The sequence below is a fragment of the Escherichia sp. XD33 genome, assembly GCF_019375075.1.
GTDB lineage: Bacteria > Pseudomonadota > Gammaproteobacteria > Enterobacterales > Enterobacteriaceae > Enterobacter > Enterobacter flexneri_A.
Map to the genome: position 1 here is coordinate 20553 of NZ_JAENDM010000026.1, position 25655 is coordinate 46207.

A 25655-nucleotide genomic window follows, 5' to 3' on the forward strand; every position below is an offset into this window, starting at 1 on the left:
AAAAGCAAAGCCGATGAAGCGCAATAAATTGCGAGATAAATCTGATTTGCTAGTATGCCCGCTTCCTCACTATCGGAGTTAACACAAGGATGAGATTAACGACGAAATTTTCGGCCTTTGTTACGCTGCTCACCGGGTTAACAATTTTTGTGACTTTGCTGGGCTGTTCGCTAAGTTTCTACAACGCCATTCAGTATAAGTTTAGTCATCGCGTTCAGGCGGTGGCGACGGCGATTGATACCCACCTTGTGTCGAATGACTTCAGCGTATTAAGGCCACAAATTACCGAATTAATGATGTCGGCAGATATCGTTCGTGTAGACCTGCTCCATGGTGATAAACAGGTTTATACCCTGGCCAGAAATGGTAGTTATCGTCCAGTTGGCTCCAGCGATCTGTTTCGCGAACTGAGCGTTCCGTTGATAAAGCATCCGGGGATGTCGTTGCGTCTGGTTTATCAGGATCCGATGGGCAACTATTTCCATTCGTTGATGACCACCGCGCCGCTCACGGGGGCGATTGGCTTTATCATTGTTATGCTCTTCCTGGCGGTACGCTGGTTACAACGGCAACTTGCCGGGCAAGAATTGCTGGAAACCCGGGCTACTCGTATCTTAAACGGTGAGCGTGGCTCTAATGTGTTGGGAACCATCTATGAATGGCCGCCCAGAACCAGCAGTGCGCTGGATACGCTGCTTCGTGAAATTCAGAACGCACGCGAACAACACAGCCGTCTTGATACGCTGATCCGCTCTTATGCCGCCCAGGACGTGAAAACCGGCCTCAATAACCGACTCTTTTTCGATAATCAGTTAGCAACGTTACTGGAAGATCAGGAGAAAGTAGGTACCCACGGGATCGTGATGATGATTCGTCTGCCGGATTTCAATATGTTGAGCGATACCTGGGGGCACAGCCAGGTTGAAGAACAGTTCTTCACTCTGACGAATCTGCTGTCGACATTTATGATGCGCTACCCTGGCGCACTGCTGGCGCGTTACCACCGCAGTGATTTTGCTGCGCTGTTACCGCACCGGACGTTAAAAGAGGCAGAGAGCATCGCCGGTCAGTTAATCAAAGCCGTTGATACCTTGCCGAACAATAAAATGCTCGATCGCGACGATATGATCCACATTGGTATCTGCGCCTGGCGTAGTGGTCAGGATACCGAGCAGGTAATGGAACATGCAGAGTCTGCCACGCGTAATGCGGGATTGCAGGGCGGCAATAGCTGGGCTATTTACGATGACTCGTTGCCTGAAAAAGGACGCGGTAATGTTCGCTGGCGTACGCTTATCGAGCAAATGCTCAGTCGCGGCGGCCCGCGCCTTTATCAAAAACCGGCGGTTACTCGCGAAGGTCAGGTTCATCATCGCGAACTCATGTGCCGCATCTTCGATGGTAATGAAGAGGTTAGCTCGGCGGAGTATATGCCGATGGTCTTGCAGTTTGGCTTATCGGAAGAGTATGACCGTCTGCAAATCAGCCGTCTTATTCCACTATTGCGTTACTGGCCAGAGGAAAATCTGGCGATTCAGGTTACCGTTGAGTCGCTGATTCGCCCGCGTTTTCAGCGTTGGCTGCGCGATACGTTAATGCAATGTGAAAAATCACAACGAAAACGCATAATTATTGAACTTGCAGAGGCCGATGTAGGTCAACATATCAGTCGTTTACAACCTGTTATTCGTTTAGTGAATGCTTTAGGGGTACGGGTAGCCGTCAACCAGGCTGGTTTGACGCTGGTAAGTACCAGTTGGATCAAAGAACTTAATGTTGAGTTACTCAAGCTCCATCCGGGGCTGGTCAGAAACATTGAGAAGCGAACGGAGAACCAGCTGCTGGTTCAAAGCCTGGTGGAAGCCTGCTCCGGGACCAGCACCCAGGTTTACGCCACCGGCGTGCGTTCGCGAAGCGAGTGGCAGACCCTGATTCAGCGCGGTGTTACAGGCGGGCAAGGGGATTTTTTCGCGTCCTCACAGCCACTTGATACTAACGTGAAAAAATATTCACAAAGATACTCGGTTTAACCTGCCGTTTAATCCGTTTTCACGTAGAATAACGCGCGCTGCGTCTCATGGGAGTGTGCTTGTCTGCTCGCCAGATTGTTGCAGCACATATGCAGATGAATGACCTTACGCGGTTGCAAACAGGCGAGGAATGCTGCTGATGCATTAAGCCTTTCTGGACTCAGGCAGAGATTTGTAACAAAGGAAACGAACTGCACTAATTTTCACCGTAGCAGATGATTTTTGCGCCTTGTCGCTGCTGCGTGTGGTTGGTAAAGTAAGCGGATTTTCTTTTCCGCCCCAGCTTTCAGGATTATCCCTTAGTATGTTGAAAAAATTTCGTGGCATGTTTTCCAATGACTTGTCCATTGACCTGGGTACTGCGAATACCCTCATTTATGTAAAAGGACAAGGCATCGTATTGAATGAGCCTTCCGTGGTGGCCATTCGTCAGGATCGTGCCGGTTCACCGAAAAGCGTAGCTGCAGTAGGTCATGACGCGAAGCAGATGCTGGGCCGTACGCCGGGCAATATTGCTGCCATTCGCCCAATGAAAGACGGCGTTATCGCCGACTTCTTCGTGACTGAAAAAATGCTCCAGCACTTCATCAAACAAGTGCACAGCAACAGCTTTATGCGTCCAAGCCCGCGCGTTCTGGTTTGTGTGCCGGTTGGCGCGACCCAGGTTGAACGCCGCGCAATTCGTGAATCCGCGCAGGGCGCTGGTGCCCGTGAAGTCTTCCTGATTGAAGAACCGATGGCTGCCGCAATTGGTGCTGGCCTGCCGGTTTCTGAAGCGACCGGTTCTATGGTGGTTGATATCGGTGGTGGTACCACTGAAGTTGCTGTTATCTCCTTGAACGGTGTGGTTTACTCCTCTTCTGTGCGCATTGGTGGTGACCGTTTCGACGAAGCTATCATCAACTATGTGCGTCGTAATTACGGTTCTCTGATCGGTGAAGCCACCGCAGAACGTATCAAGCACGAAATCGGTTCGGCTTATCCGGGCGATGAAGTCCGTGAAATCGAAGTTCGTGGCCGTAACCTGGCAGAAGGTGTTCCACGCGGTTTTACCCTGAACTCCAATGAAATCCTCGAAGCACTGCAGGAACCGCTGACCGGTATTGTGAGCGCGGTAATGGTTGCACTGGAACAGTGCCCGCCGGAACTGGCTTCCGACATCTCCGAGCGCGGCATGGTGCTCACCGGTGGTGGCGCACTGCTGCGTAACCTTGACCGTTTGTTAATGGAAGAAACCGGCATTCCAGTCGTTGTTGCTGAAGACCCGCTGACCTGTGTGGCGCGCGGTGGCGGCAAAGCGCTGGAAATGATCGACATGCACGGCGGCGACCTGTTCAGCGAAGAGTAATCGGATGCAGGCAGGGGAAGTGTCTGTTTACCCTGCCTGGTCTGATACGAGAATACGCATAACTTATGAAGCCAATTTTTAGCCGTGGCCCGTCGCTACAGATTCGCCTTATTCTGGCGGTGCTGGTGGCGCTCGGCATTATTATTGCCGACAGCCGCCTGGGGACGTTCAGTCAAATCCGTACTTATATGGATACCGCCGTCAGTCCTTTCTACTTTGTTTCCAATGCTCCTCGTGAATTGCTGGATGGCGTATCGCAGACGCTGGCCTCGCGTGACCAATTAGAACTTGAAAACCGGGCGTTACGTCAGGAACTGTTGCTGAAAAACAGTGAACTGCTGATGCTTGGACAATACAAACAGGAGAACGCGCGTCTGCGCGAGCTGCTGGGTTCCCCGCTGCGTCAGGATGAGCAGAAAATGGTGACTCAGGTTATCTCCACGGTTAACGATCCTTATAGCGATCAAGTTGTTATCGATAAAGGTAGCGTTAATGGCGTTTATGAAGGCCAGCCGGTCATCAGCGACAAAGGTGTTGTTGGTCAGGTGGTGGCCGTCGCTAAACTGACCAGTCGCGTGCTGCTGATTTGTGATGCGACCCACGCGCTGCCAATCCAGGTGCTGCGCAACGATATCCGCGTAATTGCAGCCGGTAACGGTTGTACGGATGATTTGCAGCTTGAGCATCTGCCGGCGAATACGGATATTCGTGTTGGTGATGTGCTGGTGACTTCCGGTCTGGGCGGTCGTTTCCCGGAAGGCTATCCGGTCGCGGTTGTCTCTTCCGTAAAACTCGATACCCAGCGCGCTTATACTGTGATTCAGGCGCGTCCGACTGCAGGGCTGCAACGTTTGCGTTATCTGCTGCTGCTGTGGGGGGCAGATCGTAACGGCGCTAACCCGATGACGCCGGAAGAGGTGCATCGTGTTGCTAATGAACGTCTGATGCAGATGATGCCGCAGGTATTGCCTTCGCCAGACGCGATGGGGCCAAAGTTACCTGAACCGGCAACGGGGATCGCTCAGCCGACTCCGCAGCAACCGGCGACAGGAAATGCAGCTACTGCGCCTGCTGCGCCGACACAGCCTGCTGCTAATCGCTCTCCACAAAGGGCTACGCCGCCGCAAAGTGGTGCTCAACCGCCTGCGCGTGCGCCGGGAGGGCAATAGTGGCGAGCTATCGTAGCCAGGGACGCTGGGTAATCTGGCTCTCTTTCCTCATTGCGCTGTTGCTGCAAATCATGCCCTGGCCGGATAACCTGATTGTTTTCCGGCCAAACTGGGTGTTACTCATCTTGTTGTATTGGATCCTGGCCTTGCCTCATCGCGTAAATGTGGGCACAGGTTTTGTGATGGGTGCCATACTGGATCTGATCAGCGGCTCGACGCTTGGCGTACGCGTATTGGCGATGAGCATCATTGCTTACCTGGTGGCGCTGAAATACCAGCTTTTCCGCAACCTCGCATTATGGCAGCAGGCGCTGGTCGTCATGTTGCTTTCGCTGGTGGTGGATATTATTGTTTTCTGGGCAGAGTTTTTAGTGATTAACGTCTCTTTCAGACCGGAAGTGTTCTGGAGTAGTGTAGTCAATGGGGTGCTCTGGCCGTGGATTTTCTTGCTGATGCGCAAAGTCCGTCAGCAGTTTGCAGTGCAATAAAGGTTTCTATGACTTCTCTGTATTTAGCTTCCGGTTCTCCGCGTCGTCAGGAGTTACTTGCGCAACTTGGCGTGACCTTTGAACGTATTGTTACGGGCATTGAGGAGCAGCGTCAGCCGCAGGAGAGCGCGCAGCAGTATGTTGTGCGTCTGGCGCGCGAGAAAGCACGGGCAGGTGTCGCGCAAACGGCGAAGGATCTCCCGGTGCTGGGTGCGGATACTATCGTTATCCTGAACGGAGAAGTGCTGGAGAAACCGCGCGACGCAGAGCATGCGGCGCAGATGTTGCGCAAATTATCGGGTCAGACCCATCAGGTGATGACGGCAGTGGCGTTGGCTGACAGCCAGCACATTCTCGATTGCCTGGTGGTCACCGATGTGACTTTCAGAACGTTAACAGACGAAGACATCGCGGGCTATGTCGCCAGCGGTGAACCGTTAGATAAAGCAGGTGCATACGGTATTCAGGGGCTGGGTGGCTGTTTTGTCAGGAAGATAAATGGCAGCTATCACGCCGTAGTCGGCTTACCGCTGGTTGAAACGGATGAATTATTAAGTAATTTTAACGCACTGCGTGAGAAAAGGGATAAACATGACGGCTGAATTGTTAGTAAACGTAACGCCTTCGGAAACGCGAGTGGCGTATATTGATGGCGGTATTCTGCAGGAAATTCATATTGAACGTGAGGCGCGACGCGGAATAGTAGGCAATATCTACAAGGGTCGTATAAGTCGTGTACTTCCGGGTATGCAGGCGGCTTTTGTAGATATTGGGCTGGATAAAGCCGCGTTTCTTCATGCATCTGACATCATGCCGCACACCGAATGTGTGGCGGGTGAAGAACAAAAGCAATTCACGGTGCGCGACATCTCGGAACTGGTTCGTCAGGGGCAAGATCTGATGGTGCAGGTGGTGAAAGATCCGCTTGGCACTAAAGGTGCGCGCCTGACCACCGATATCACGCTGCCTTCTCGCTATCTGGTGTTTATGCCAGGGGCTTCTCACGTTGGGGTTTCCCAACGTATTGAAAGCGAATCAGAACGTGAACGCCTGAAAAAAGTGGTCGCAGAGTATTGCGACGAGCAGGGCGGGTTTATCATCCGTACCGCAGCGGAAGGGGTTGGCGAGGCTGAACTGGCCTCCGATGCCGCTTATCTGAAACGCGTCTGGACCAAAGTTATGGAGCGTAAAAAACGCCCGCAGACCCGTTATCAGCTGTACGGCGAACTGGCGCTGGCGCAGCGTGTTCTGCGTGATTTCGCCGACGCCGAACTGGACCGCATTCGCGTTGACTCACGCCTGACTTACGAAGCATTGCTGGAGTTTACCTCGGAGTACATTCCCGAGATGACCAGCAAGCTGGAGCATTACACCGGACGCCAGCCGATTTTCGATCTCTTTGATGTCGAAAACGAAATCCAGCGAGCGCTGGAACGCAAAGTAGAACTGAAATCCGGTGGTTATCTGATTATCGACCAGACCGAAGCGATGACCACCGTGGACATCAATACCGGAGCGTTTGTCGGTCATCGCAATCTGGACGACACCATTTTCAATACCAATATTGAAGCGACGCAGGCTATCGCTCGCCAGTTACGGTTGCGTAATCTGGGCGGGATTATCATTATTGATTTCATCGATATGAATAATGAAGATCACCGCCGCCGCGTGCTGCACTCGCTGGAGCAGGCGTTGAGCAAAGACCGGGTGAAAACCAGCGTTAATGGTTTTTCGGCGCTGGGGCTGGTGGAGATGACGCGTAAACGCACCCGCGAAAGCATTGAGCACGTACTGTGTAACGAATGCCCAACCTGCCACGGTCGCGGAACGGTGAAAACCGTGGAAACGGTATGCTATGAAATCATGCGCGAGATTGTTCGTGTCCACCATGCTTACGATTCCGACCGTTTCCTGGTCTATGCTTCTCCGGCAGTAGCCGAAGCCTTGAAAGGCGAAGAGTCACACTCGCTGGCGGAAGTGGAAATTTTCGTTGGCAAACAGGTTAAAGTACAAATTGAACCGCTCTATAACCAGGAGCAGTTTGACGTCGTAATGATGTAAACAGATGCTGGGCCGCCATCCGGCAAAGGGTTTTTGAGTCACATTTTTAGCAGACAAGGAGTGACGGGTGAGGCGATTGCCGGGGATTTTACTGCTTACTGGAGCCGCGCTCGTTGTGATCGCTGCCCTGCTGGTTAGCGGCCTGCGTATTGCTTTACCGCATCTTGACGCCTGGCGTCCGGAAATCCTCAACAAAATAGAATCCGCGACTGGCATGCCGGTTGAAGCCAGTCAGCTCTCAGCCAGCTGGCAGAATTTTGGCCCGACGCTTGAAGCACACGACATCCGTGCAGAACTAAAAGATGGCGGCGAATTTTCGGTTAAACGCGTTACTCTGGCGCTGGATGTCTGGCAGAGCCTGTTACATATGCGCTGGCAGTTTCGCGACCTCACTTTCTGGCAGCTGCGCTTTCGCACCAACACTCCTATCACCAGCGGTGGTAGTGATGACAGTCTGGAAGCCAGTCACATCAGCGATCTGTTTCTTCGTCAATTTGACCATTTCGATCTTCGCGACAGTGAAGTCAGTTTCCTGACGCCATCCGGTCAGCGCGCCGAGCTGGCGATCCCACAACTCACCTGGCTGAACGATCCACGTCGACACCGTGCGGAAGGCCTGGTAAGCCTCTCCAGCCTTACCGGACAGCACGGCGTGATGCAGGTGCGCATGGATTTGCGCGATGATGAGGGGTTGTTAAGCAATGGTCGCGTCTGGCTCCAGGCGGATGACATCGACCTGAAGCCGTGGCTCGGTAAATGGATGCAGGACAATATTGCGCTGGAAACGGCACAGTTCTCCCTTGAAGGCTGGATGACGATCGACAAAGGCGATGTAACCGGCGGTGACGTCTGGCTGAAACAGGGCGGTGCCAGCTGGTTGGGCGAGAAGCAAACGCATACGCTGTCGGTGGATAATCTGACCGCGCATATTACGCGTGAAAATCCGGGCTGGCAGTTCTCTATTCCCGATACACGGATCACGATGGACGGCAAACCCTGGCCGAGCGGAGCATTGACGCTGGCCTGGATACCGGAACAGGACGTTGGCGGCAAAGACAATAAACGCAGTGACGAACTCCGGATTCGCGCCAGTAATCTGGAGCTGGCAGGCCTGGAGGGCATACGCCCGCTGGCCGCGAAACTTTCACCTGCACTGGGTGATGTTTGGCGCTCCACACAACCGAGCGGCAAGATTAACACTCTGGCGCTGGATATCCCGCTTCAGGCGGCAGACAAGACCCGTTTTCAGGCATCGTGGAGCGATCTGGCCTGGAAGCAATGGAAATTATTACCGGGTGCGGAACACTTCTCCGGGACGCTTTCCGGCAGCGTTGAAAATGGTTTGCTTACCGCGTCGATGAAGCAGGCAAAGATGCCTTACGAAACGGTATTCCGTGCGCCACTAGAAATCGCCGACGGCCAGGCAACTATAAGCTGGCTGAACAATAACAAAGGTTTCCAGCTGGATGGGCGTAATATTGACGTTAAAGCCAAAGCCGTCCATGCGCGCGGCGGTTTTCGTTACCTGCAACCTGCTAACGATGAACCCTGGCTGGGTATTCTGGCTGGCATCAGTACCGATGATGGTTCACAAGCCTGGCGCTATTTCCCGGAAAACTTGATGGGTAAAGACCTGGTTGATTACTTAAGTGGCGCGATTCAGGGCGGTGAAGCGGATAACGCGACGCTGGTTTATGGTGGCAATCCGCAACTCTTCCCCTATAAACACAACGAAGGTCAGTTTGAAGTGCTGGTGCCGCTGCGCAACGCGAAGTTTGCCTTCCAGCCGGACTGGCCTGCATTAACTAACCTTGATATTGAACTGGACTTTATTAACGACGGTTTATGGATGAAAACCGATGGCGTTAATCTGGGCGGCGTGCGCGCGAGTAATCTTACCGCAGTGATCCCTGACTACTCAAAAGAAAAACTGCTGATTGACGCTGACATTAAAGGTCCGGGTAAAGCCGTTGGCCCTTACTTTGATGAGACACCGCTGAAAGATTCTCTGGGTGCGACCCTGCAAGAACTCCAGCTCGACGGCGATGTGAATGCTCGCTTACATCTTGATATCCCGCTGAACGGCGAACTGGTAACCGCGAAAGGTGAAGTGACGCTGCGTAATAACAGTCTGTTTATCAAACCACTCGACAGCACCCTGAAAAATTTGAGCGGTAAATTCAGCTTTATCAATAGCGATCTGCAAAGTGAACCACTGACAGCAAGCTGGTTTAATCAGCCGTTGAACGTGGATTTTTCCACCAAAGAAGGGGCAAAAGCCTACCAGGTAGCGGTAAACCTCAACGGTAACTGGCAACCGGCGAAAACCGGCGTTCTGCCTGAAGCGGTGAACGAAGCATTGAGTGGCAGCGTGGCGTGGGATGGTAAAGTGGGCATTGATCTGCCTTATCATGCTGGTGCGACCTATAACATAGAGCTGAACGGCGATCTAAAGAATGTGAGCAGTCACTTACCTTCACCGTTAGCCAAACCTGCGGGTGAACCACTAGCGGTAAACGTTAAGGTTGATGGCAATCTCAACAGCTTTGAATTAACCGGACAGGCTGGTGCGGATAATCATTTCAATAGCCGCTGGTTGCTCGGTCAAAAGCTGACGCTCGATCGTGCTATTTGGGCGGCAGACAGTAAAACGCTCCCGCCGTTGCCGGAACAAAGTGGCGTTGAACTCAATATGCCGCCGATGAATGGTGCCGAGTGGCTGGCCCTGTTCCAGAAAGGCGCTGCGGAGAGTGTCGGTGGTGCAGCGAGTTTCCCACAACACATAACGTTACGTACGCCTATGTTGTCACTGGGAAATCAGCAATGGAATAACCTGAGTATTGTTTCGCAACCGACGGCAAATGGCACCCTGGTTGAAGCGCAAGGGCGTGAAATCAACGCCACGCTAGCGATGCGTAATAACGCGCCGTGGCTGGCGAATATCAAATATCTTTATTACAACCCGAGCGTGGCGAAAACTCGTGGTGATTCAACGCCGTCATCACCTTTCCCGACAACGGAGCGCATTAACTTCCGTGGCTGGCCGGACGCCCAAATACGATGCACAGAGTGCTGGTTCTGGGGGCAAAAATTCGGTCGCATTGACAGTGATATCACCATTTCTGGCGATACGTTAACGCTGACCAATGGACTGATTGATACTGGTTTCTCGCGGCTTACTGCCGATGGTGAATGGGTTAATAATCCGGGGAATGAACGTACCTCGCTGAAAGGAAAACTGCGCGGGCAGAAAATTGATGCCGCCGCAGAATTTTTTGGTGTCACGACGCCCATACGCCAGTCGTCATTTAATGTGGATTACGATTTACACTGGCGCAAAGCACCCTGGCAGCCAGATGAAGCGACGTTGAATGGCATCATTCATACTCAACTGGGTAAAGGCGAAATTACCGAAATCAATACCGGACATGCCGGGCAATTGCTGCGCTTATTGAGCGTAGATGCCCTGATGCGTAAGCTGCGTTTTGATTTCAGAGACACTTTTGGCGAAGGGTTCTATTTTGACTCCATTCGCAGCACCGCGTGGATTAAAGACGGCGTTATGCACACCGACGACACGCTGGTGGATGGCCTGGAGGCGGATATCGCCATGAAAGGGTCGGTAAATCTGGTACGTCGCGACCTGAATATGGAAGCGGTTGTCGCACCAGAGATTTCTGCGACGGTGGGCGTGGCTGCGGCTTTTGCGGTTAACCCCATTGTTGGCGCGGCAGTGTTTGCCGCCAGTAAAGTGCTGGGGCCGCTGTGGAGCAAAGTCTCCATTTTGCGCTATCACATTTCGGGTCCGCTGGACGATCCGCAAATCAACGAAGTGTTGCGCCAACCGCGTAAAGAAAAAGCGCAATGATTTGACGAGGGCGCGTAATTGCCCCAATCTCATAGGATAATCGTTGCCAAAGGCCAACGAGCCAGAACATAACCGTAGGTCGGATAGGGCGTTCACGCCGCATCCGGCAGCCGTTGCCTGATGCGACGCTGTGCGTCTTATCAGGCCTACAAACGGAACATAACCGTAGGTCGGATAAGGCGTTTACGCCGCATCCGGCAGCCGTTGCCTGATGCGACGCTGTGCGTCTTATCAGGCCTACAAACGGAACATAACCGTAGGTCGGATAAGGCGTTTACGCCGCATCCGACAGCCGTTGCCTGATGCGACGCTGTGCGTCTTATCAGGCCTACAAACCGGAACATAACCGTAGGCTGGATAGGGCGTTCACGCCGCATCCGGCAGCCGTAAAAAATCCTCTACTGCAGTAACTAACGAGTAGCAAAAACGATGAGTCTTAACCTGGTAAGTGAACAATTGCTAGCGGCGAACGGCCTGAAACATCAGGACTTGTTCGCGATCCTCGGTCAACTGGCCGAACGTCGCCTTGATTATGGCGATCTCTATTTTCAGTCGAGCTATCACGAATCCTGGGTTTTAGAAGACCGCATTATTAAAGATGGTTCTTACAACATCGATCAGGGCGTTGGTGTGCGTGCAACCAGCGGTGAAAAAACCGGATTTGCTTACGCTGACCAAATCAGCCTGCTGGCGCTGGAACAGAGTGCGCAAGCGGCGCGCACCATCGTCCGTGATAGTGGTGATGGTAAAGTACAGACGCTGGGCGCGGTAGAGCATAGCCCGTTGTATACCTCGGTAGATCCGCTGCAAAGCATGAGCCGTGAAGAGAAGCTGGATATCCTGCGTCGCGTCGATAAGGTTGCCCGCGAAGCGGACAAGCGCGTACAGGAAGTGACTGCCAGCCTCAGTGGTGTCTATGAATTAATTTTGGTTGCGGCCACCGACGGCACGCTAGCGGCGGATGTCCGTCCGCTGGTGCGTCTTTCCGTGAGCGTTCTCGTCGAAGAAGATGGCAAACGCGAACGCGGTGCCAGTGGCGGCGGCGGTCGTTTTGGTTATGAATTCTTCCTTGCCGATCTCGACGGCGAAGTCCGTGCGGATGCATGGGCAAAAGAAGCAGTGCGTATGGCGCTGGTCAATCTTTCTGCCGTTGCTGCACCAGCGGGCACCATGCCGGTAGTACTTGGCGCAGGTTGGCCGGGCGTGCTGTTGCATGAAGCGGTTGGTCACGGTCTGGAAGGCGACTTCAACCGCCGTGGCACTTCAGTATTTAGTGGACAGGTCGGGGAGCTGGTGGCTTCAGAACTGTGTACCGTGGTTGATGATGGCACGATGGTCGATCGCCGAGGTTCGGTGGCGATTGATGACGAAGGTACGCCAGGCCAGTACAACGTGCTGATTGAGAACGGCATTCTGAAAGGCTACATGCAGGATAAACTCAACGCGCGTTTGATGGGGATGACGCCGACTGGCAACGGTCGCCGTGAATCCTACGCCCATCTGCCCATGCCGCGTATGACCAACACCTATATGCTGCCGGGTAAATCGACCCCGCAGGAAATTATTGAATCCGTTGAGTACGGTATCTATGCACCGAACTTTGGTGGCGGTCAGGTGGATATCACCTCCGGCAAATTCGTTTTCTCCACTTCAGAAGCATATCTGATTGAAAACGGTAAAGTAACGAAGCCGGTGAAAGGCGCAACGTTGATTGGTTCCGGTATCGAAACCATGCAGCAGATTTCGATGGTTGGCAACGACCTGAAACTGGATAACGGCGTGGGTGTCTGCGGTAAAGAAGGGCAAAGTTTGCCGGTTGGCGTGGGCCAGCCAACGTTGAAAGTCGATAACCTGACTGTTGGCGGTACTGCGTAATAATTTCACTATTTTCAGAAGGATAATTAATCTTTCTACGTGCACGAACGGTCCCCTCGCCCCTTTGGGGAGAGGGTTAGGGTGAGGGGAACCCGTTGGCACAGGTTTGTACAACGTAACAGTACAATATGAATTACTTCTCTTTCCCGCGCCCGTGCATCTCCTGAAACAATTTACCGACCTCAACAAAATAATCCGTCAGCGAGTTGATCACGACCTGTACCTTCAGCGGCAGCTTATCTTTTTCGGTATATAACGCATAAACCGGGCGTGGATCTGACTGGTAACGCGGCAGCAGGATCTCCAGCTCCCCACGATTGATCTCGTTGATCACCCACATCAGCGGCACGTAGGCGATCCCGGCACCCGCCGTCAGCCAGCGCACCAGCGTCATCGGATCATTAGTCACAAATCTTCCTTGTGGGATCAGGCGAGTCGAGATCCCTTCCGGTGCGATCAGTTCAAATTCATTGTCGGGCCGCACGCTGTATTCAAGCCATGAATGACTACTCAAATCGGCGGGTTTTTCCGGTATGCCGTATTGTGTGAGATAGCTTTTCGCGGCGCACACCACCATTGGCATCGCGCCCAGACGGCGGGAAAACAGGCTGGAATCCTGCAACGCGCCGACGCGGATCACCACATCCAGACCGTCGGCAATCAGGTCGGGGGCTGGAATTCCGGTAACCAGATTGACGCTCAAACCTGGGTATTCTTTCAGCATTTTGGCTGTCAGCCCGGCGAGAACATTTTGTGCCATAGTTGAAGAACAGCCAATGCGTAGCGTCCCGATGGGGGTGTTATTGAAGGCATACAGTTGCTCATGAACATCCTGCACTTCATGAAGCATACGACGGCAGCCCTGGTAGTAAATTCTACCGGCTTCGGTCAGGCCAATGCTGCGTGTGCTACGGTTTAACAGCTTTACCTGCAACTCATCTTCCAGTTTTGATACCGTCTGACTGATGGACGAAACGCTCATCTGTAGCTGTCTGGCGGCGGCGGTAAAAGAGCCAAATTCAACTACTTTGGCAAACACCGACATGCGTTTTAGTCGTTCCATTATTCACTCTGACTTAAAAGTGATTTAGATCACATAATATAGATAACAGCATAACAGTTACGCTAATATATTAAATATCAATCTACAGCAATGTTGCTCTCGCCCGGCTTTCCATGCCCTTCTCTGCGGCGACAGATGCTGAAAATAATAACGCCTGCTCTCTCTTTACAACCAAGGTCAACATGAGTCTGTTTCCCGTTATCGTGGTGTTTGGGCTGTCCTTCCCACCGATATTTTTTGAATTGCTTTTATCACTGGCGATTTTCTGGCTGGTGCGCCGGGTACTTGTGCCAACAGGTATCTACGACTTTGTCTGGCATCCGGCGTTGTTCAACACCGCGCTCTATTGCTGCTTGTTTTATTTGATATCGCGACTGTTCGTTTGAGGTTGAAGTGAAAACACTAATAAGAAAATTCTCCCGTACGGCCATCACGGTCGTATTAGTCATTCTGGCCTTCATCGCAATTTTTAATGCCTGGGTCTATTACACCGAATCCCCCTGGACGCGTGACGCGCGCTTTAGCGCTGACGTCGTTGCGATCGCGCCGGACGTTTCTGGACTCATTACCCAGGTGAATGTTCATGATAACCAGCTGGTGAAAAAAGGACAGATACTGTTCACCATCGACCAGCCGCGCTATCAAAAGGCGCTTGAGGAAGCGCAAGCCGATGTTGCTTATTATCAGGTACTGGCACAGGAGAAACGCCAGGAGGCCGGACGTCGTAACCGTCTCGGTGTGCAGGCGATGTCTCGCGAAGAGATCGACCAGGCCAACAACGTACTACAAACGGTTCTGCATCAGTTAGCGAAAGCGCAGGCGACCCGCGATCTGGCAAAACTGGATCTTGAACGCACGGTGATCCGCGCGCCAGCAGATGGCTGGGTGACCAACCTCAACGTCTATACCGGTGAGTTTATTACTCGAGGATCAACGGCGGTTGCGCTGGTGAAACAGAACTCCTTCTATGTACTGGCCTATATGGAAGAAACTAAGCTGGAAGGGGTGCGTCCGGGGTATCGTGCAGAGATCACGCCGCTTGGCAGTAACAAAGTGCTGAAAGGGACTGTTGATAGTGTTGCCGCAGGGGTCACCAACGCCAGCAGCACGCGTGACGACAAAGGGATGGCGACCATCGACTCTAACCTTGAATGGGTGCGTTTGGCGCAACGTGTTCCGGTTCGTATTCGTCTCGACAACCAGCAAGAGAACATCTGGCCTGCGGGCACCACTGCTACAGTGGTGGTCACTGGCAAACAAGATCGCGACGAAAGCCAGGATTCGTTCTTCCGTAAAATGGCCCATCGCCTGCGTGAGTTTGGTTAATCACGATGGGTATTTTCTCCATTGCTAACCAACATATTCGCTTTGCGGTAAAACTGGCGACCGCCATTGTACTGGCGCTGTTTGTTGGCTTTCACTTCCAGCTGGAAACGCCACGCTGGGCGGTACTGACAGCGGCGATTGTTGCTGCCGGTCCGGCCTTTGCTGCGGGAGGTGAACCGTATTCTGGCGCTATTCGCTATCGTGGCTTTTTGCGCATCATCGGCACATTTATTGGCTGTATTGCCGGACTGGTGATCATCATTGCGATGATCCGCGCACCATTATTGATGATTCTGGTGTGCTGTATCTGGGCCGGTTTTTGTACCTGGATATCCTCGCTGGTACGAATAGAAAACTCGTATGCGTGGGGGCTGGCCGGTTATACCGCGCTGATCATTGTGATCACCATTCAGCCTGAACCATTGCTTACGCCGCAGTTTGCCGTCGAACGTTGTAGCGAGATCGTTATCGGTATTGTGTGTGCAATTATGGCGGATTTGCTCTTTTCTCCGCGATCGATCAAACAAGAAGTGGATCGAGAGCTGGAAAGTTTGCTGGTCGCGCAATATCAATTAATGCAACTCTGTATCAAGCATGGCGATGGTGAAGTTGTCGATAAAGCCTGGGGCGACCTGGTTCGACGCACCACGGCGCTACAAGGTATGCGCAGCAACCTGAATATGGAATCTTCCCGCTGGGCGCGGGCCAATCGACGTTTAAAAGCGATCAATACGCTATCGCTGACGCTGATTACCCAATCCTGCGAAACTTATCTTATTCAGAATACGCGCCCGGAATTGATCACTGATACTTTCCGCGAATTTTTTGACACACCGGTAGAAACCGCGCAGGACGTCCACAAGCAGCTCAAACGCCTGCGAAGAGTTATCGCCTGGACCGGGGAACGGGAAACGCCTGTCACCATTTATAGCTGGGTCGCGGCGGCAACGCGTTATCAGCTTCTCAAGCGCGGCGTTATCAGTAACACAAAAATCAACGCCACCGAAGAAGAGATCCTGCAAGGCGAACCGGAAGTAAAAGTAGAGTCAGCCGAACGTCATCATGCAATGGTTAACTTCTGGCGAACCACACTTTCCTGCATTCTGGGAACGCTTTTCTGGCTGTGGACGGGCTGGACTTCCGGTAGTGGTGCAATGGTGATGATTGCGGTCGTGACGTCACTGGCAATGCGTTTGCCGAATCCACGCATGGTGGCGATCGACTTTATCTACGGGACGCTGGCCGCGCTGCCGTTAGGGCTGCTCTACTTTTTGGTGATTATCCCTAATACCCAACAGAGCATGTTGCTGCTGTGTATTAGCCTGGCAGTGCTGGGATTCTTCCTCGGTATAGAAGTACAGAAACGGCGACTGGGCTCGATGGGGGCACTGGCCAGCACCATAAATATTATCGTGCTGGATAACCCGATGACTTTCCATTTCAGTCAGTTTCTCGACAGCGCATTAGGGCAAATCGTCGGCTGTGTGCTCGCGTTCACCGTTATTTTGCTGGTGCGGGATAAATCGCGCGACAGGACTGGACGTGTACTGCTTAATCAGTTTGTTTCTGCCGCTGTTTCCGCGATGACTACCAATGTGGCACGTCGTAAAGAGAACCACCTCCCGGCACTTTATCAGCAGCTGTTTTTGCTGATGAATAAGTTCCCAGGGGATTTGCCGAAATTTCGCCTGGCGCTGACGATGATTATCGCCCACCAGCGCCTGCGTGATGCGCCGATCCCGGTTAACGAGGATTTATCGGCGTTTCACCGACAAATGCGCCGCACAGCAGACCATGTGATATCTGCCCGTAGCGATGATAAACGTCGTCGGTACTTTGGTCAGTTGCTGGAAGAACTGGAAATCTACCAGGAAAAGCTACGCATCTGGCAAGCTCCACCGCAGGTGACGGAACCGGTTCATCGGCTGGCGGGGATGCTCCTTAAGTATCAACATGCGTTGACCGATAGTTAAGTCAAAACCGACGCCAAAAGCGTCGGTTTTTTCATGGCTATACTTAGCGATGAACGGCAGAACTCGCCGTGAAACGTGACGGTGGCAACAGATGAATATTTATACCTTTGATTTTGATGAGATTGAGAGTCAGGAGGATTTTTATCGCGACTTCAGCCAAGCCTTTGGTCTGGCGAAAGATAAGGTACGCGATCTCGACTCACTATGGGATGTGTTAATGAACGATGTCCTGCCGCTACCACTTGAGATTGAATTTGTTCATCTGGGAGAGAAAACGCGTCGCCGTTTTGGCGCGTTAATATTGCTGTTTGATGAGGCAGAGGAAGAGCTGGAAGGGCATTTGCGTTTTAATGTTCGTCATTAGCGCAAAAAAAAGCCCCCGAACCGGGGGCAATATCGTCGGACAAGACGATGAGGGTTTATTTGTACAGTTCAGCCGTAGCGTGCCAGGTGTCACCGCTACGAGCTTCAGTAATCTGGTAGGCCGTTGCGCCTTTTTCTTCCGCTTTTTTGTTCAGCATTTCACGCATATCCATTGGCGAAGACGCCACACCACTTACAGATACGGTCCCGATTGCTTCACGATTTTGTGCTTGTGCAGCATCAATGGAGTCGGCAGCGAATGCACCGAAAGAGAGAACAGAAAGTACGCTTAATGCAGCAACAGTGGTTTTGATTTTCATGATTTTTACCTCGACATAATCTTTTAGCTGGGCCTTTGTTTCGTGACCCATATCACAAAATCAAGTATACACTAATTATTGAGCTAATTAATACCGCGCTAACTGTTTCAGTTGATACTAAGTGTTAAAAATGTGAATTTTAATAACAAAAAAGAATTAAAAATACGGTTATTTATCGTTAATTCTAGTTTTTTCAATTAGATAATGAATTTTGCATAATGTGCTTTTTTTACCTTATGTATTCATTGTGTGAATGACATGTCGCAGTAAAACGCACTATTCGTTAAATTAATCGCAGGGGAAAGCAGGGGGTTGAGAGGGATAAGCAACATTTTCCCCGCCGTCAGAAACGACGGGGCAGAGATTAAAGCTCCTGGTCGAACAGCTCTAAAATCGCTTCGTACAGGTCTTTGACGGTGAAACCGTTAGCAGGGGTGGTAAAGATGGTGTCATCGCCAGCGATGGTGCCCAGAATACCTTCTGCTTTGCCCAGTGAGTCCAGCAGGCGAGCAATTAACTGCGCCGCGCCAGGGCTGGTATGAATCACGACAACTGCATCGTTGTAGTCGATATCCAGCACCAGATTCTTCAATGGACTGGAGGTGGTTGGTACACCCAGTTCAGCTGGCAGGCAGTAAACCATTTCCATTTTGGCATTGCGTGTACGTACAGCACCAAACTTGGTCAACATCCGCGAGACTTTAGACTGATTAATATTGTCAAAGCCTTGCTCCTGCAACGCGGCGACGATTTCGCCCTGGGAGCTAAATTTCTCTTCTTTAAGTAATGCTTTAAATGCTTTAACTAGTTCTTCTTGCTTAGCCGAGCTTCGCATAAGTCACCCGATATGGTGGTTGATACAACATTATTGTGCATACAGATGAATTTTTATGCAAACAGTCAGCCCTGAAGAAGGCTGAAATAATGTTATGAAAGAGCGGGATTTTATCAAATTTCGTTATTGAGAAACATGCCTGCGTCACGGCATGCAAATTCTGCTTAAAAGTAAATTAATTGTTATCAAATTGATGTTGTTTTGGCTGAACGGTAGGGTATATTGTCACCACCTGTTGGAATGTTGCGCTAATGCATAAGCGACTGTTAATTACGTAAGTTAGGTTCCTGATTACGGCAATTAAATGCATAAACGCTAAACTTGCGTGACTACACATTCTTGAGATGTGGTCATTGTAAACGGCAATTTTGTGGATTAAGGTCGCGGCAGCGGAGCAACATATCTTAGTTTATCAATATAATAAGGAGTTTAGGATGAAAGTCGCAGTCCTCGGCGCTGCTGGCGGTATTGGCCAGGCGCTTGCACTACTGTTAAAAACCCAACTGCCTTCAGGTTCAGAACTCTCTCTGTATGATATCGCTCCAGTGACTCCCGGTGTGGCCGTCGATCTGAGCCATATCCCTACTGCTGTGAAAATCAAAGGTTTTTCTGGTGAAGATGCGACTCCGGCGCTGGAAGGCGCAGATGTCGTTCTTATCTCTGCAGGTGTAGCGCGTAAACCGGGTATGGATCGTTCCGACCTGTTTAACGTTAACGCCGGCATCGTGAAAAACCTGGTACAGCAAGTTGCGAAAACCTGCCCGAAAGCGTGCATTGGTATTATCACTAACCCGGTTAACACCACAGTTGCGATTGCTGCTGAAGTGCTGAAAAAAGCCGGTGTTTATGACAAAAACAAACTGTTCGGCGTTACCACGCTGGATATCATTCGTTCCAACACCTTTGTTGCGGAACTGAAAGGCAAACAGCCAGGCGAAGTTGAAGTGCCGGTTATTGGCGGTCACTCTGGTGTTACCATTCTGCCGCTGCTGTCACAGGTTCCTGGCGTTAGTTTTACCGAGCAGGAAGTGGCTGATCTGACCAAACGCATCCAGAACGCGGGTACTGAAGTGGTTGAAGCGAAGGCCGGTGGCGGGTCTGCAACCCTGTCTATGGGCCAGGCAGCTGCACGTTTTGGTCTGTCTCTGGTTCGTGCACTGCAGGGCGAACAAGGCGTTGTCGAATGTGCCTACGTTGAAGGCGACGGTCAGTACGCCCGTTTCTTCTCTCAACCGCTGCTGCTGGGTAAAAACGGCGTAGAAGAGCGTAAATCTATCGGTACCCTGAGCGCATTTGAACAGAACGCGCTGGAAGGTATGCTGGATACGCTCAAGAAAGATATCGCCCTGGGCGAAGAGTTCGTTAATAAGTAATTGATTAGCGAATAATAAAAAACCGGAGCACAGACTCCGGTTTTTTGTTTTGAGCACTCGACTTAATTGGTTGCCGGATATTCCTGAATGGTGACCTGCAGCGTTAACTGCTTATCATCACGCATCACTACAACCGGGATCACCGAACCAGGGCGAATTTCTGCCACCTGATCCATCGTCTCCAGAGCAGAGATGGCCGGTTTGTTATCCACCGAAATAATCAGATCGTTGACCTGAATACCCGCATTCGCCGCCGGGCCGTCAGGTGACACTTCATTAACCACGATCCCTTGCAGTTGATCTATACCACCGCCCTGCGCGTGCAGTGGTGCGATCTCGCGTCCGCCGATACCAATGTAGCCGCGGATCACGCGACCATCGCGGATCAGCTTATCCATAATTTTGGTTGCTAACTGGAAAGGAATCGCAAAGCCGATACCTTCCGGCGTTTCGCCATCGTTACTCTTATCAAACGACAGCGTGTTAATGCCCATCAGTTCTCCCAGCGAGTTCACCAGCGCGCCGCCAGAGTTACCGTGGTTAATGGAAGCATCGGTTTGCAGGAAGTTTTGCCGCCCGGTCGGGTTCAGACCAATTCGACCCGTGGCACTAATAATCCCCTGGGTAATGGTCTGCCCGAGGTTGTACGGGTTACCGATCGCCAGTACCACGTCGCCAATGTGCGGTACGCGACGTGCATTGATTGGAATGGTAGGTAAACCGCCAGTGGCATTAATTTTAAGTACCGCCAGATCGGTTAGAGAGTCAGATCCCACCAGCAATGCTTCAAATACACGTCCATCCTGTAAGGCGACGATGATCTGATCGGCGTCGTTGATGACGTGTTTATTGGTGATGATATAACCGCGTTGATCCATGATTACACCGGATCCCAGGGTGCGGATCTCAAGCTGGTTGTGAGAGTTGGTGTTCAAACCACGGTTGTAAACGTTAACCACCGCTGGCGCGGCGCGGCGAACCGCCAGATTATAGCTGGCAGGCGTCTCATCGGTACTGTCAAATTGCGGAGTGGAAAGCGGGTTAAGGCTGCGCAGCGAAGGCATGGCAACCAGCAGAATAGCGCCGACAATTAATCCAATCGCAACGGAACGTAAGAGCTTCACAAACATGATGGAGGCGTCATTAAAAAAGGGAACGGCAGCAGCATACCACGAGTTAACCGGACATCACACGTCAGCCTGATGCCCGGTTTACGACATTAACGCATCAGCAGATAGATGCTTTCATTGCCGCGTACAATTTGCAGGGCGATGATGGCCGGTTTTGCCGCCAGCACTTTACGCATTTCAGCAATCGAGTTCACCCGATCGCGGTTGACGCCAATGATCACATCGTCTTTTTGCAAGCCTGCCTGAGCAGCTGGGCTTCCTTTGACAACTTCATCGATTTTAATACCTTTGCCGCCATCTTTTAGCTGACCATCGCTCAACGTTGCACCTTCCAGCGTTGGCGTGATCATTTCAGCGCTGGCCGACGAAGAGGTGCTGGTATCGAGCGTCACTTCTACTTCCAGTGGTTTGCCATTACGCAGCAGGCCAAGTTTCACTTTTGTGCCCGGCTCGGTGGTCGCAATACGAGAGCGCAACTCAGCAAAGCTATTCAGCGGTTTGCCGTTGAGGCTGGTAATAATATCGCCCGCTTTGACGCCCGCTTTCGCTGAGCCAGAACCTGGCAACACTTCGCTGACAAACGCGCCACGCTGCACGTCAAGGTTGAAGGCTTTGGCGATATCGGCACTCATCTCGGTGCCTTTGATGCCTAACAAACCGCGTTTGATTTCACCAAAGTCGATAAGCTGCTGCGCCAGTGTTCGCGCCATATTACTGGGGATGGCAAATCCAATCCCGACGCTCCCGCCGCCAGGCGCAAGGATTGCAGTGTTGATGCCAATTAACTCACCGTTAAGGTTTAACAGTGCACCGCCGGAGTTACCGCGGTTAATGGAAGCATCTGTCTGGATAAAGTTTTCCAGACCTTCAAGATTCAACCCGCTGCGGCCTAATGCGGAAACAATGCCAGAGGTGGCGGTTTGCCCAAGGCCAAATGGGTTACCGACCGCCACGGCAAAATCACCGACGCGCAATTTATCGGAGTCGGCAATAGCGATTTGCGTTAATTTGCTCGGGTTTTGAATTTGCAACAGGGCTATATCGCTCTGGTCATCGCTACCAATCAGTTTTGCATCAAACTCGCGCCCATCATTGAGCTGAATACTGATTTTCTGTGCCTGATTAATCACATGGTTGTTGGTCAGCACATAGCCTTTACTGGCGTTGATGATGACACCGGAGCCTAAACCTTCGAAGGGTTGTGCAGGTTGATCCGGTAAATCATCACCAAAAAACTTTTTGAATTCTTCCGGGATTTTCTGTCCCTGACTGGCCGTTCCTTCCACCCGTACGCTCACCACTGCCGGAAGCACTTTTTCCAGCATTGGAGCCAGACTGGGGAGGGGGGCCTGATCGGCAACCTGGCCTGGAATCGACGCGACGGCCTGAAATGACGCCGAGAGAGTTAACCCGACACTTAACGCTAATGCACTCAACAGCTGGGTTTGTTTTTTCATTATTCCTGCTCTCGTACCTGAATGATAAGAAAAGAGATTCAAAACAGTTTGATGTTATTGAATTTTCAGACGGCTAACAATGAGACACCAGATTAAATGATAGTCGGGGAGGGAGAGAAGAGGAGGGCGCAATGGCTGCGCCCGAAAAATAAATTAGTCGCGCTTCGCGCCAGTACGCAGCAGGCCGGATGCGCCTTCAGAATAGTCGCGAGGCATCTGCACCGGTGCCTGATCGTTGCTGGCTTCAGACTCTGCCAGACGATTACGGAACGGGTTTGCTTCAGCAGACAGTTCCGGCAGCAGGCTGCTGGAGCTTTTCGCCATGTGCTGATACAGCTGGCGATAGTCGTGCGCCATGGTATCCAGTAATTCCGCGCTGCGGGCAAAGTGGCTAACCAGCTCTTCGCGATACTCGTCCAGTTCAGCTTTATTCTTTTCCAGTTCGTACTGCAACGCCTGTTGCTGGCGTAGTTTACGATTACCAAAACGCATGGCCACAGCACCAATAATGATGCCGACGACTAACCCAATTAGCGCATATTCCCAGGTCATGAACATCTCCCGTTGTCTTTTGTTTCCGTAGGGTGTTGGCTTCAGGCTCCATGCCTGCGGCTGATTATGCCACTATAACCGTTAATTCCACAGAAGTGGAATCCCGACTGCATATCGCGTAGTGTAGAACGGCCTTTTTTTCGTCAACCGTGAACAACGGCGCACCGATTATTCAAGGAATAACAATAAGATCATGCAAAGCATTACCCCAACATCGCAATACCTGAAGGCGCTCAATGAAGGCAGCCATCAACCCGACGACGTTCAAAAAGAGGCCGTCAGCCGCCTGGAAATTATTTATCAAGAACTCATCAATAGCAGGCCACCAGCCCCCAGGACGAGTGGGCTAATGGCGCGGGTCGGTAAGCTGTGGGGTAAACGCGAAGACACAAAGCATACGCCAGTGCGTGGCTTATATATGTGGGGCGGTGTAGGACGCGGGAAAACCTGGCTGATGGACCTTTTCTATCAAAGCCTGCCGGGAGAGCGGAAACAGCGCCTGCACTTTCACCGTTTTATGCTGCGGGTGCACGAAGAGCTAACTGCCTTACAGGGGCAGACCGATCCGCTGGAAATTATTGCCGATCGCTTTAAAGCCGAAACTGACGTGCTCTGTTTTGACGAATTTTTTGTTTCTGATATTACCGACGCCATGCTACTTGGCGGTCTGATGAAAGCCCTGTTCACCCGCGGTATTACCCTGGTAGCGACGTCAAATATTCCGCCGGACGAACTTTATCGAAATGGCCTGCAACGTGCGCGTTTTCTGCCTGCAATCGATGCCATTAAACAGCATTGTGATGTAATGAACGTGGACGCTGGTGTTGATTATCGACTGCGTACACTCACTCAGGCGCATCTGTGGCTTTCGCCACTCAACGATGAAACCCGGGCGCAGATGGATAAACTATGGTTGGCGCTGGCGGGGGCGAAACGAGAAAATTCACCGACGTTAGAAATCAACCATCGGCCATTGGCGACAATGGGCGTCGAGAACCAGACGCTGGCGGTCTCTTTTACTACGCTGTGCGTCGACGCCCGCAGTCAGCATGACTATATTGCGCTCTCACGTCTCTTTCATACGGTCATGTTGTTTGATGTACCAGTTATGACGCGGTTGATGGAGAGCGAAGCGCGGCGCTTTATTGCGCTGGTGGATGAGTTTTACGAGCGCCATGTCAAATTAGTGGTGAGTGCAGAAGTGCCGCTGTATGCAATTTATCAGGGCGAGCGGCTGAAATTTGAGTTCCAGCGTTGCCTGTCACGTCTGCAAGAGATGCAAAGCGAAGAGTATCTGAAGCGCGAGCATTTAGCAGGTTAAAACCTGCCACAAATCACAAAAAGGGGTCGATCTTTGACCCCGACTTCTCTATAATCCTGCGACCCCACGTTACAAGAAAGTTTTTTTCCCAAAACTTTTTGTGTGCTGGCATAGGCTATTCGAAGGGGTAGGTTTGCCGGACTTTGTCGTGTGAACCTCAACAATTGAAGACGTTTGGGTGTTCACCAACGTGTAACTATTTATTGGGTAAGCTTTTAATGAAAACTTTTACAGCTAAACCAGAAACCGTAAAACGCGACTGGTATGTTGTTGACGCGACCGGTAAAACTCTGGGCCGTCTGGCTACTGAACTGGCTCGTCGCCTGCGCGGTAAGCACAAAGCGGAATACACTCCGCACGTAGATACCGGTGATTACATCATCGTTCTGAACGCTGACAAAGTTGCTGTAACCGGCAACAAGCGTACTGACAAAGTGTACTATCACCACACCGGCCACATCGGTGGTATCAAACAAGCGACCTTTGAAGAGATGATTGCTCGCCGTCCTGAGCGTGTGATTGAAATCGCGGTTAAAGGCATGTTGCCAAAAGGCCCGCTGGGTCGTGCTATGTTCCGTAAACTGAAAGTTTACGCGGGTAACGAGCACAACCACGCGGCACAGCAACCGCAAGTTCTTGACATCTAATCGGGATTATAGGCAATGGCTGAAAATCAATACTACGGCACTGGTCGCCGCAAAAGTTCCGCAGCTCGCGTTTTCATCAAACCGGGCAACGGTAAAATCGTAATCAACCAACGTTCTCTGGAACAGTACTTCGGTCGTGAAACTGCCCGCATGGTAGTTCGTCAGCCGCTGGAACTGGTCGACATGGTTGAGAAACTGGACCTGTACATCACCGTTAAAGGTGGTGGTATCTCTGGTCAGGCTGGTGCGATCCGTCACGGTATCACCCGCGCTCTGATGGAATACGACGAGTCCCTGCGTTCTGAACTGCGTAAAGCTGGCTTCGTTACTCGTGACGCTCGTCAGGTTGAACGTAAGAAAGTCGGTCTGCGTAAAGCACGTCGTCGTCCGCAGTTCTCCAAACGTTAATTGGCTTCTGCTCCGGCAGAAAACAATTTTCGAAAAAACCCGCTTCGG

At 51.7% G+C, this 25655-nt stretch carries 22 protein-coding genes; 16 read left to right on the forward strand and 6 right to left on the reverse strand.

The window, feature by feature from the left end; all coding sequences use genetic code 11:
* Positions 1 to 89 precede the first annotated feature (89 nt).
* The 8 genes from csrD (at position 90) to tldD (ending at position 12839) form a co-directional block, all read left to right on the forward strand.
* Positions 90 to 2030, forward strand: coding sequence for an RNase E specificity factor CsrD (csrD, locus tag K0778_RS15695; protein ID WP_001241469.1), 1941 nt, complete (start codon positions 90 to 92; stop codon positions 2028 to 2030).
* Between the two features lie 304 nt (positions 2031 to 2334).
* A complete protein-coding gene (gene mreB / locus K0778_RS15700; protein WP_000913396.1) occupies positions 2335 to 3378 on the forward strand; it encodes a rod shape-determining protein MreB in 1044 nt (347 codons plus the stop codon).
* A gap of 65 nt (positions 3379 to 3443) precedes the next feature.
* Positions 3444 to 4547, forward strand: coding sequence for a rod shape-determining protein MreC (gene mreC, locus K0778_RS15705; RefSeq protein WP_000802511.1), 1104 nt, complete (start codon positions 3444 to 3446; stop codon positions 4545 to 4547).
* Complete coding sequence (gene mreD / locus K0778_RS15710) at positions 4547 to 5035, forward strand: rod shape-determining protein MreD (protein WP_000179409.1); 489 nt, start codon at positions 4547 to 4549, stop codon at positions 5033 to 5035. The genes mreC and mreD overlap by 1 nt, the downstream gene beginning before the upstream one ends.
* An 8-nt stretch (positions 5036 to 5043) precedes the next feature.
* On the forward strand, positions 5044 to 5637 hold the full coding sequence (gene yhdE / locus K0778_RS15715) for a nucleoside triphosphate pyrophosphatase YhdE (protein WP_001618876.1): 594 nt from the start codon (positions 5044 to 5046) through the stop codon (positions 5635 to 5637).
* The gene (gene rng, locus K0778_RS15720) at positions 5627 to 7096 is read left to right on the forward strand and encodes a ribonuclease G (protein ID WP_063084560.1); all 1470 of its coding nucleotides are present in this window, start codon (positions 5627 to 5629) and stop codon (positions 7094 to 7096) included. The genes yhdE and rng overlap by 11 nt, the downstream gene beginning before the upstream one ends.
* A 67-nt stretch (positions 7097 to 7163) precedes the next feature.
* Complete coding sequence (gene yhdP / locus K0778_RS15725) at positions 7164 to 10964, forward strand: AsmA2 domain-containing protein YhdP (protein WP_001253618.1); 3801 nt, start codon at positions 7164 to 7166, stop codon at positions 10962 to 10964.
* A gap of 429 nt (positions 10965 to 11393) precedes the next feature.
* On the forward strand, positions 11394 to 12839 hold the full coding sequence (gene tldD / locus K0778_RS15730; RefSeq protein ID WP_063084561.1) for a metalloprotease TldD: 1446 nt from the start codon (positions 11394 to 11396) through the stop codon (positions 12837 to 12839).
* A gap of 133 nt (positions 12840 to 12972) precedes the next feature.
* Here the strand turns inward: tldD and aaeR are convergent, their stop codons facing one another.
* Complete coding sequence (aaeR, locus tag K0778_RS15735; protein WP_000440317.1) at positions 12973 to 13902, reverse strand: HTH-type transcriptional activator AaeR; 930 nt, start codon at positions 13900 to 13902, stop codon at positions 12973 to 12975.
* 182 nt (positions 13903 to 14084) lie between these two features.
* Here aaeR and aaeX point away from each other — a divergent pair, with 182 nt between their 5' ends.
* From aaeX to K0778_RS15755, 4 genes are all read left to right on the forward strand, one after another.
* Positions 14085 to 14288 carry a p-hydroxybenzoic acid efflux pump operon protein AaeX gene (gene aaeX, locus K0778_RS15740; protein WP_000051841.1) on the forward strand — a complete coding sequence of 68 codons (204 nt, stop codon included), beginning with the start codon at positions 14085 to 14087 and terminating at the stop codon, positions 14286 to 14288.
* Positions 14289 to 14295: 7 nt separating this feature from the next.
* Positions 14296 to 15228: a p-hydroxybenzoic acid efflux pump subunit AaeA gene (aaeA, locus tag K0778_RS15745; RefSeq protein WP_000854021.1), complete on the forward strand. Its 933-nt coding sequence runs from the start codon at positions 14296 to 14298 to the stop codon at positions 15226 to 15228.
* A gap of 5 nt (positions 15229 to 15233) precedes the next feature.
* On the forward strand, positions 15234 to 17201 hold the full coding sequence (gene aaeB, locus K0778_RS15750) for a p-hydroxybenzoic acid efflux pump subunit AaeB (protein ID WP_001384240.1): 1968 nt from the start codon (positions 15234 to 15236) through the stop codon (positions 17199 to 17201).
* A gap of 91 nt (positions 17202 to 17292) precedes the next feature.
* Positions 17293 to 17565, forward strand: coding sequence for a barstar family protein (locus tag K0778_RS15755; RefSeq protein ID WP_001029005.1), 273 nt, complete (start codon positions 17293 to 17295; stop codon positions 17563 to 17565).
* Between the two features lie 55 nt (positions 17566 to 17620).
* Here K0778_RS15755 and yhcN read toward each other — a convergent pair whose 3' ends face one another.
* Positions 17621 to 17884, reverse strand: coding sequence for a peroxide/acid stress response protein YhcN (gene yhcN / locus K0778_RS15760; RefSeq protein ID WP_000695690.1), 264 nt, complete (start codon positions 17882 to 17884; stop codon positions 17621 to 17623).
* Positions 17885 to 18248: 364 nt separating this feature from the next.
* Positions 18249 to 18719 (reverse strand): transcriptional regulator ArgR, encoded by a 471-nt coding sequence (argR, locus tag K0778_RS15765; RefSeq protein ID WP_001257846.1) that lies wholly within the window; start codon positions 18717 to 18719, stop codon positions 18249 to 18251.
* Between the two features lie 434 nt (positions 18720 to 19153).
* Between argR and mdh the strand changes: the two genes are divergently transcribed.
* Positions 19154 to 20092, forward strand: a complete 939-nt coding sequence (gene mdh / locus K0778_RS15770; RefSeq protein ID WP_001295272.1) for a malate dehydrogenase — start codon at positions 19154 to 19156, stop codon at positions 20090 to 20092.
* 62 nt (positions 20093 to 20154) lie between these two features.
* Here mdh and degS read toward each other — a convergent pair whose 3' ends face one another.
* The 3 genes from degS to zapG form a co-directional block, all read right to left on the reverse strand.
* Positions 20155 to 21222, reverse strand: coding sequence for an outer membrane-stress sensor serine endopeptidase DegS (degS, locus tag K0778_RS15775; RefSeq protein ID WP_000497723.1), 1068 nt, complete (start codon positions 21220 to 21222; stop codon positions 20155 to 20157).
* An 89-nt stretch (positions 21223 to 21311) separates the two neighbouring features.
* Positions 21312 to 22679, reverse strand: a complete 1368-nt coding sequence (gene degQ / locus K0778_RS15780; protein ID WP_001618875.1) for a serine endoprotease DegQ — start codon at positions 22677 to 22679, stop codon at positions 21312 to 21314.
* Between the two features lie 153 nt (positions 22680 to 22832).
* Positions 22833 to 23231, reverse strand: coding sequence for a Z-ring associated protein ZapG (gene zapG, locus K0778_RS15785; protein ID WP_001295270.1), 399 nt, complete (start codon positions 23229 to 23231; stop codon positions 22833 to 22835).
* Between the two features lie 193 nt (positions 23232 to 23424).
* Here zapG and zapE point away from each other — a divergent pair, with 193 nt between their 5' ends.
* From zapE to rpsI, 3 genes are all read left to right on the forward strand, one after another.
* Positions 23425 to 24552: a cell division protein ZapE gene (gene zapE / locus K0778_RS15790; protein WP_001190802.1), complete on the forward strand. Its 1128-nt coding sequence runs from the start codon at positions 23425 to 23427 to the stop codon at positions 24550 to 24552.
* A 218-nt stretch (positions 24553 to 24770) separates the two neighbouring features.
* Complete coding sequence (gene rplM / locus K0778_RS15795; RefSeq protein ID WP_000847559.1) at positions 24771 to 25199, forward strand: 50S ribosomal protein L13; 429 nt, start codon at positions 24771 to 24773, stop codon at positions 25197 to 25199.
* A gap of 15 nt (positions 25200 to 25214) precedes the next feature.
* Positions 25215 to 25607 (forward strand): 30S ribosomal protein S9, encoded by a 393-nt coding sequence (gene rpsI / locus K0778_RS15800; protein ID WP_000829818.1) that lies wholly within the window; start codon positions 25215 to 25217, stop codon positions 25605 to 25607.
* Positions 25608 to 25655: the final 48 nt, after the last annotated feature.

What these genes read in the sequence shown, in the direction of transcription:
- degS (WP_000497723.1), bottom strand. Translation starts at nt 21,222, where the DNA reads ATGTTTGTGAAGCTCTTACGTTCCGTTGCGATTGGATTAATTGTCGGC.
- rng (WP_063084560.1), top strand. Translation starts at nt 5,627, where the DNA reads ATGACGGCTGAATTGTTAGTAAACGTAACGCCTTCGGAAACGCGAGTG.
- argR (WP_001257846.1), bottom strand. Translation starts at nt 18,719, where the DNA reads ATGCGAAGCTCGGCTAAGCAAGAAGAACTAGTTAAAGCATTTAAAGCA.
- K0778_RS15755 (WP_001029005.1), top strand. Translation starts at nt 17,293, where the DNA reads ATGAATATTTATACCTTTGATTTTGATGAGATTGAGAGTCAGGAGGAT.
- zapG (WP_001295270.1), bottom strand. Translation starts at nt 23,231, where the DNA reads ATGACCTGGGAATATGCGCTAATTGGGTTAGTCGTCGGCATCATTATT.
- aaeR (WP_000440317.1), bottom strand. Translation starts at nt 13,902, where the DNA reads ATGGAACGACTAAAACGCATGTCGGTGTTTGCCAAAGTAGTTGAATTT.
- mreB (WP_000913396.1), top strand. Translation starts at nt 2,335, where the DNA reads ATGTTGAAAAAATTTCGTGGCATGTTTTCCAATGACTTGTCCATTGAC.
- csrD (WP_001241469.1), top strand. Translation starts at nt 90, where the DNA reads ATGAGATTAACGACGAAATTTTCGGCCTTTGTTACGCTGCTCACCGGG.
- aaeB (WP_001384240.1), top strand. Translation starts at nt 15,234, where the DNA reads ATGGGTATTTTCTCCATTGCTAACCAACATATTCGCTTTGCGGTAAAA.
- rpsI (WP_000829818.1), top strand. Translation starts at nt 25,215, where the DNA reads ATGGCTGAAAATCAATACTACGGCACTGGTCGCCGCAAAAGTTCCGCA.
- zapE (WP_001190802.1), top strand. Translation starts at nt 23,425, where the DNA reads ATGCAAAGCATTACCCCAACATCGCAATACCTGAAGGCGCTCAATGAA.
- mdh (WP_001295272.1), top strand. Translation starts at nt 19,154, where the DNA reads ATGAAAGTCGCAGTCCTCGGCGCTGCTGGCGGTATTGGCCAGGCGCTT.
- degQ (WP_001618875.1), bottom strand. Translation starts at nt 22,679, where the DNA reads ATGAAAAAACAAACCCAGCTGTTGAGTGCATTAGCGTTAAGTGTCGGG.
- aaeX (WP_000051841.1), top strand. Translation starts at nt 14,085, where the DNA reads ATGAGTCTGTTTCCCGTTATCGTGGTGTTTGGGCTGTCCTTCCCACCG.
- rplM (WP_000847559.1), top strand. Translation starts at nt 24,771, where the DNA reads ATGAAAACTTTTACAGCTAAACCAGAAACCGTAAAACGCGACTGGTAT.
- yhcN (WP_000695690.1), bottom strand. Translation starts at nt 17,884, where the DNA reads ATGAAAATCAAAACCACTGTTGCTGCATTAAGCGTACTTTCTGTTCTC.
- mreC (WP_000802511.1), top strand. Translation starts at nt 3,444, where the DNA reads ATGAAGCCAATTTTTAGCCGTGGCCCGTCGCTACAGATTCGCCTTATT.
- tldD (WP_063084561.1), top strand. Translation starts at nt 11,394, where the DNA reads ATGAGTCTTAACCTGGTAAGTGAACAATTGCTAGCGGCGAACGGCCTG.
- yhdE (WP_001618876.1), top strand. Translation starts at nt 5,044, where the DNA reads ATGACTTCTCTGTATTTAGCTTCCGGTTCTCCGCGTCGTCAGGAGTTA.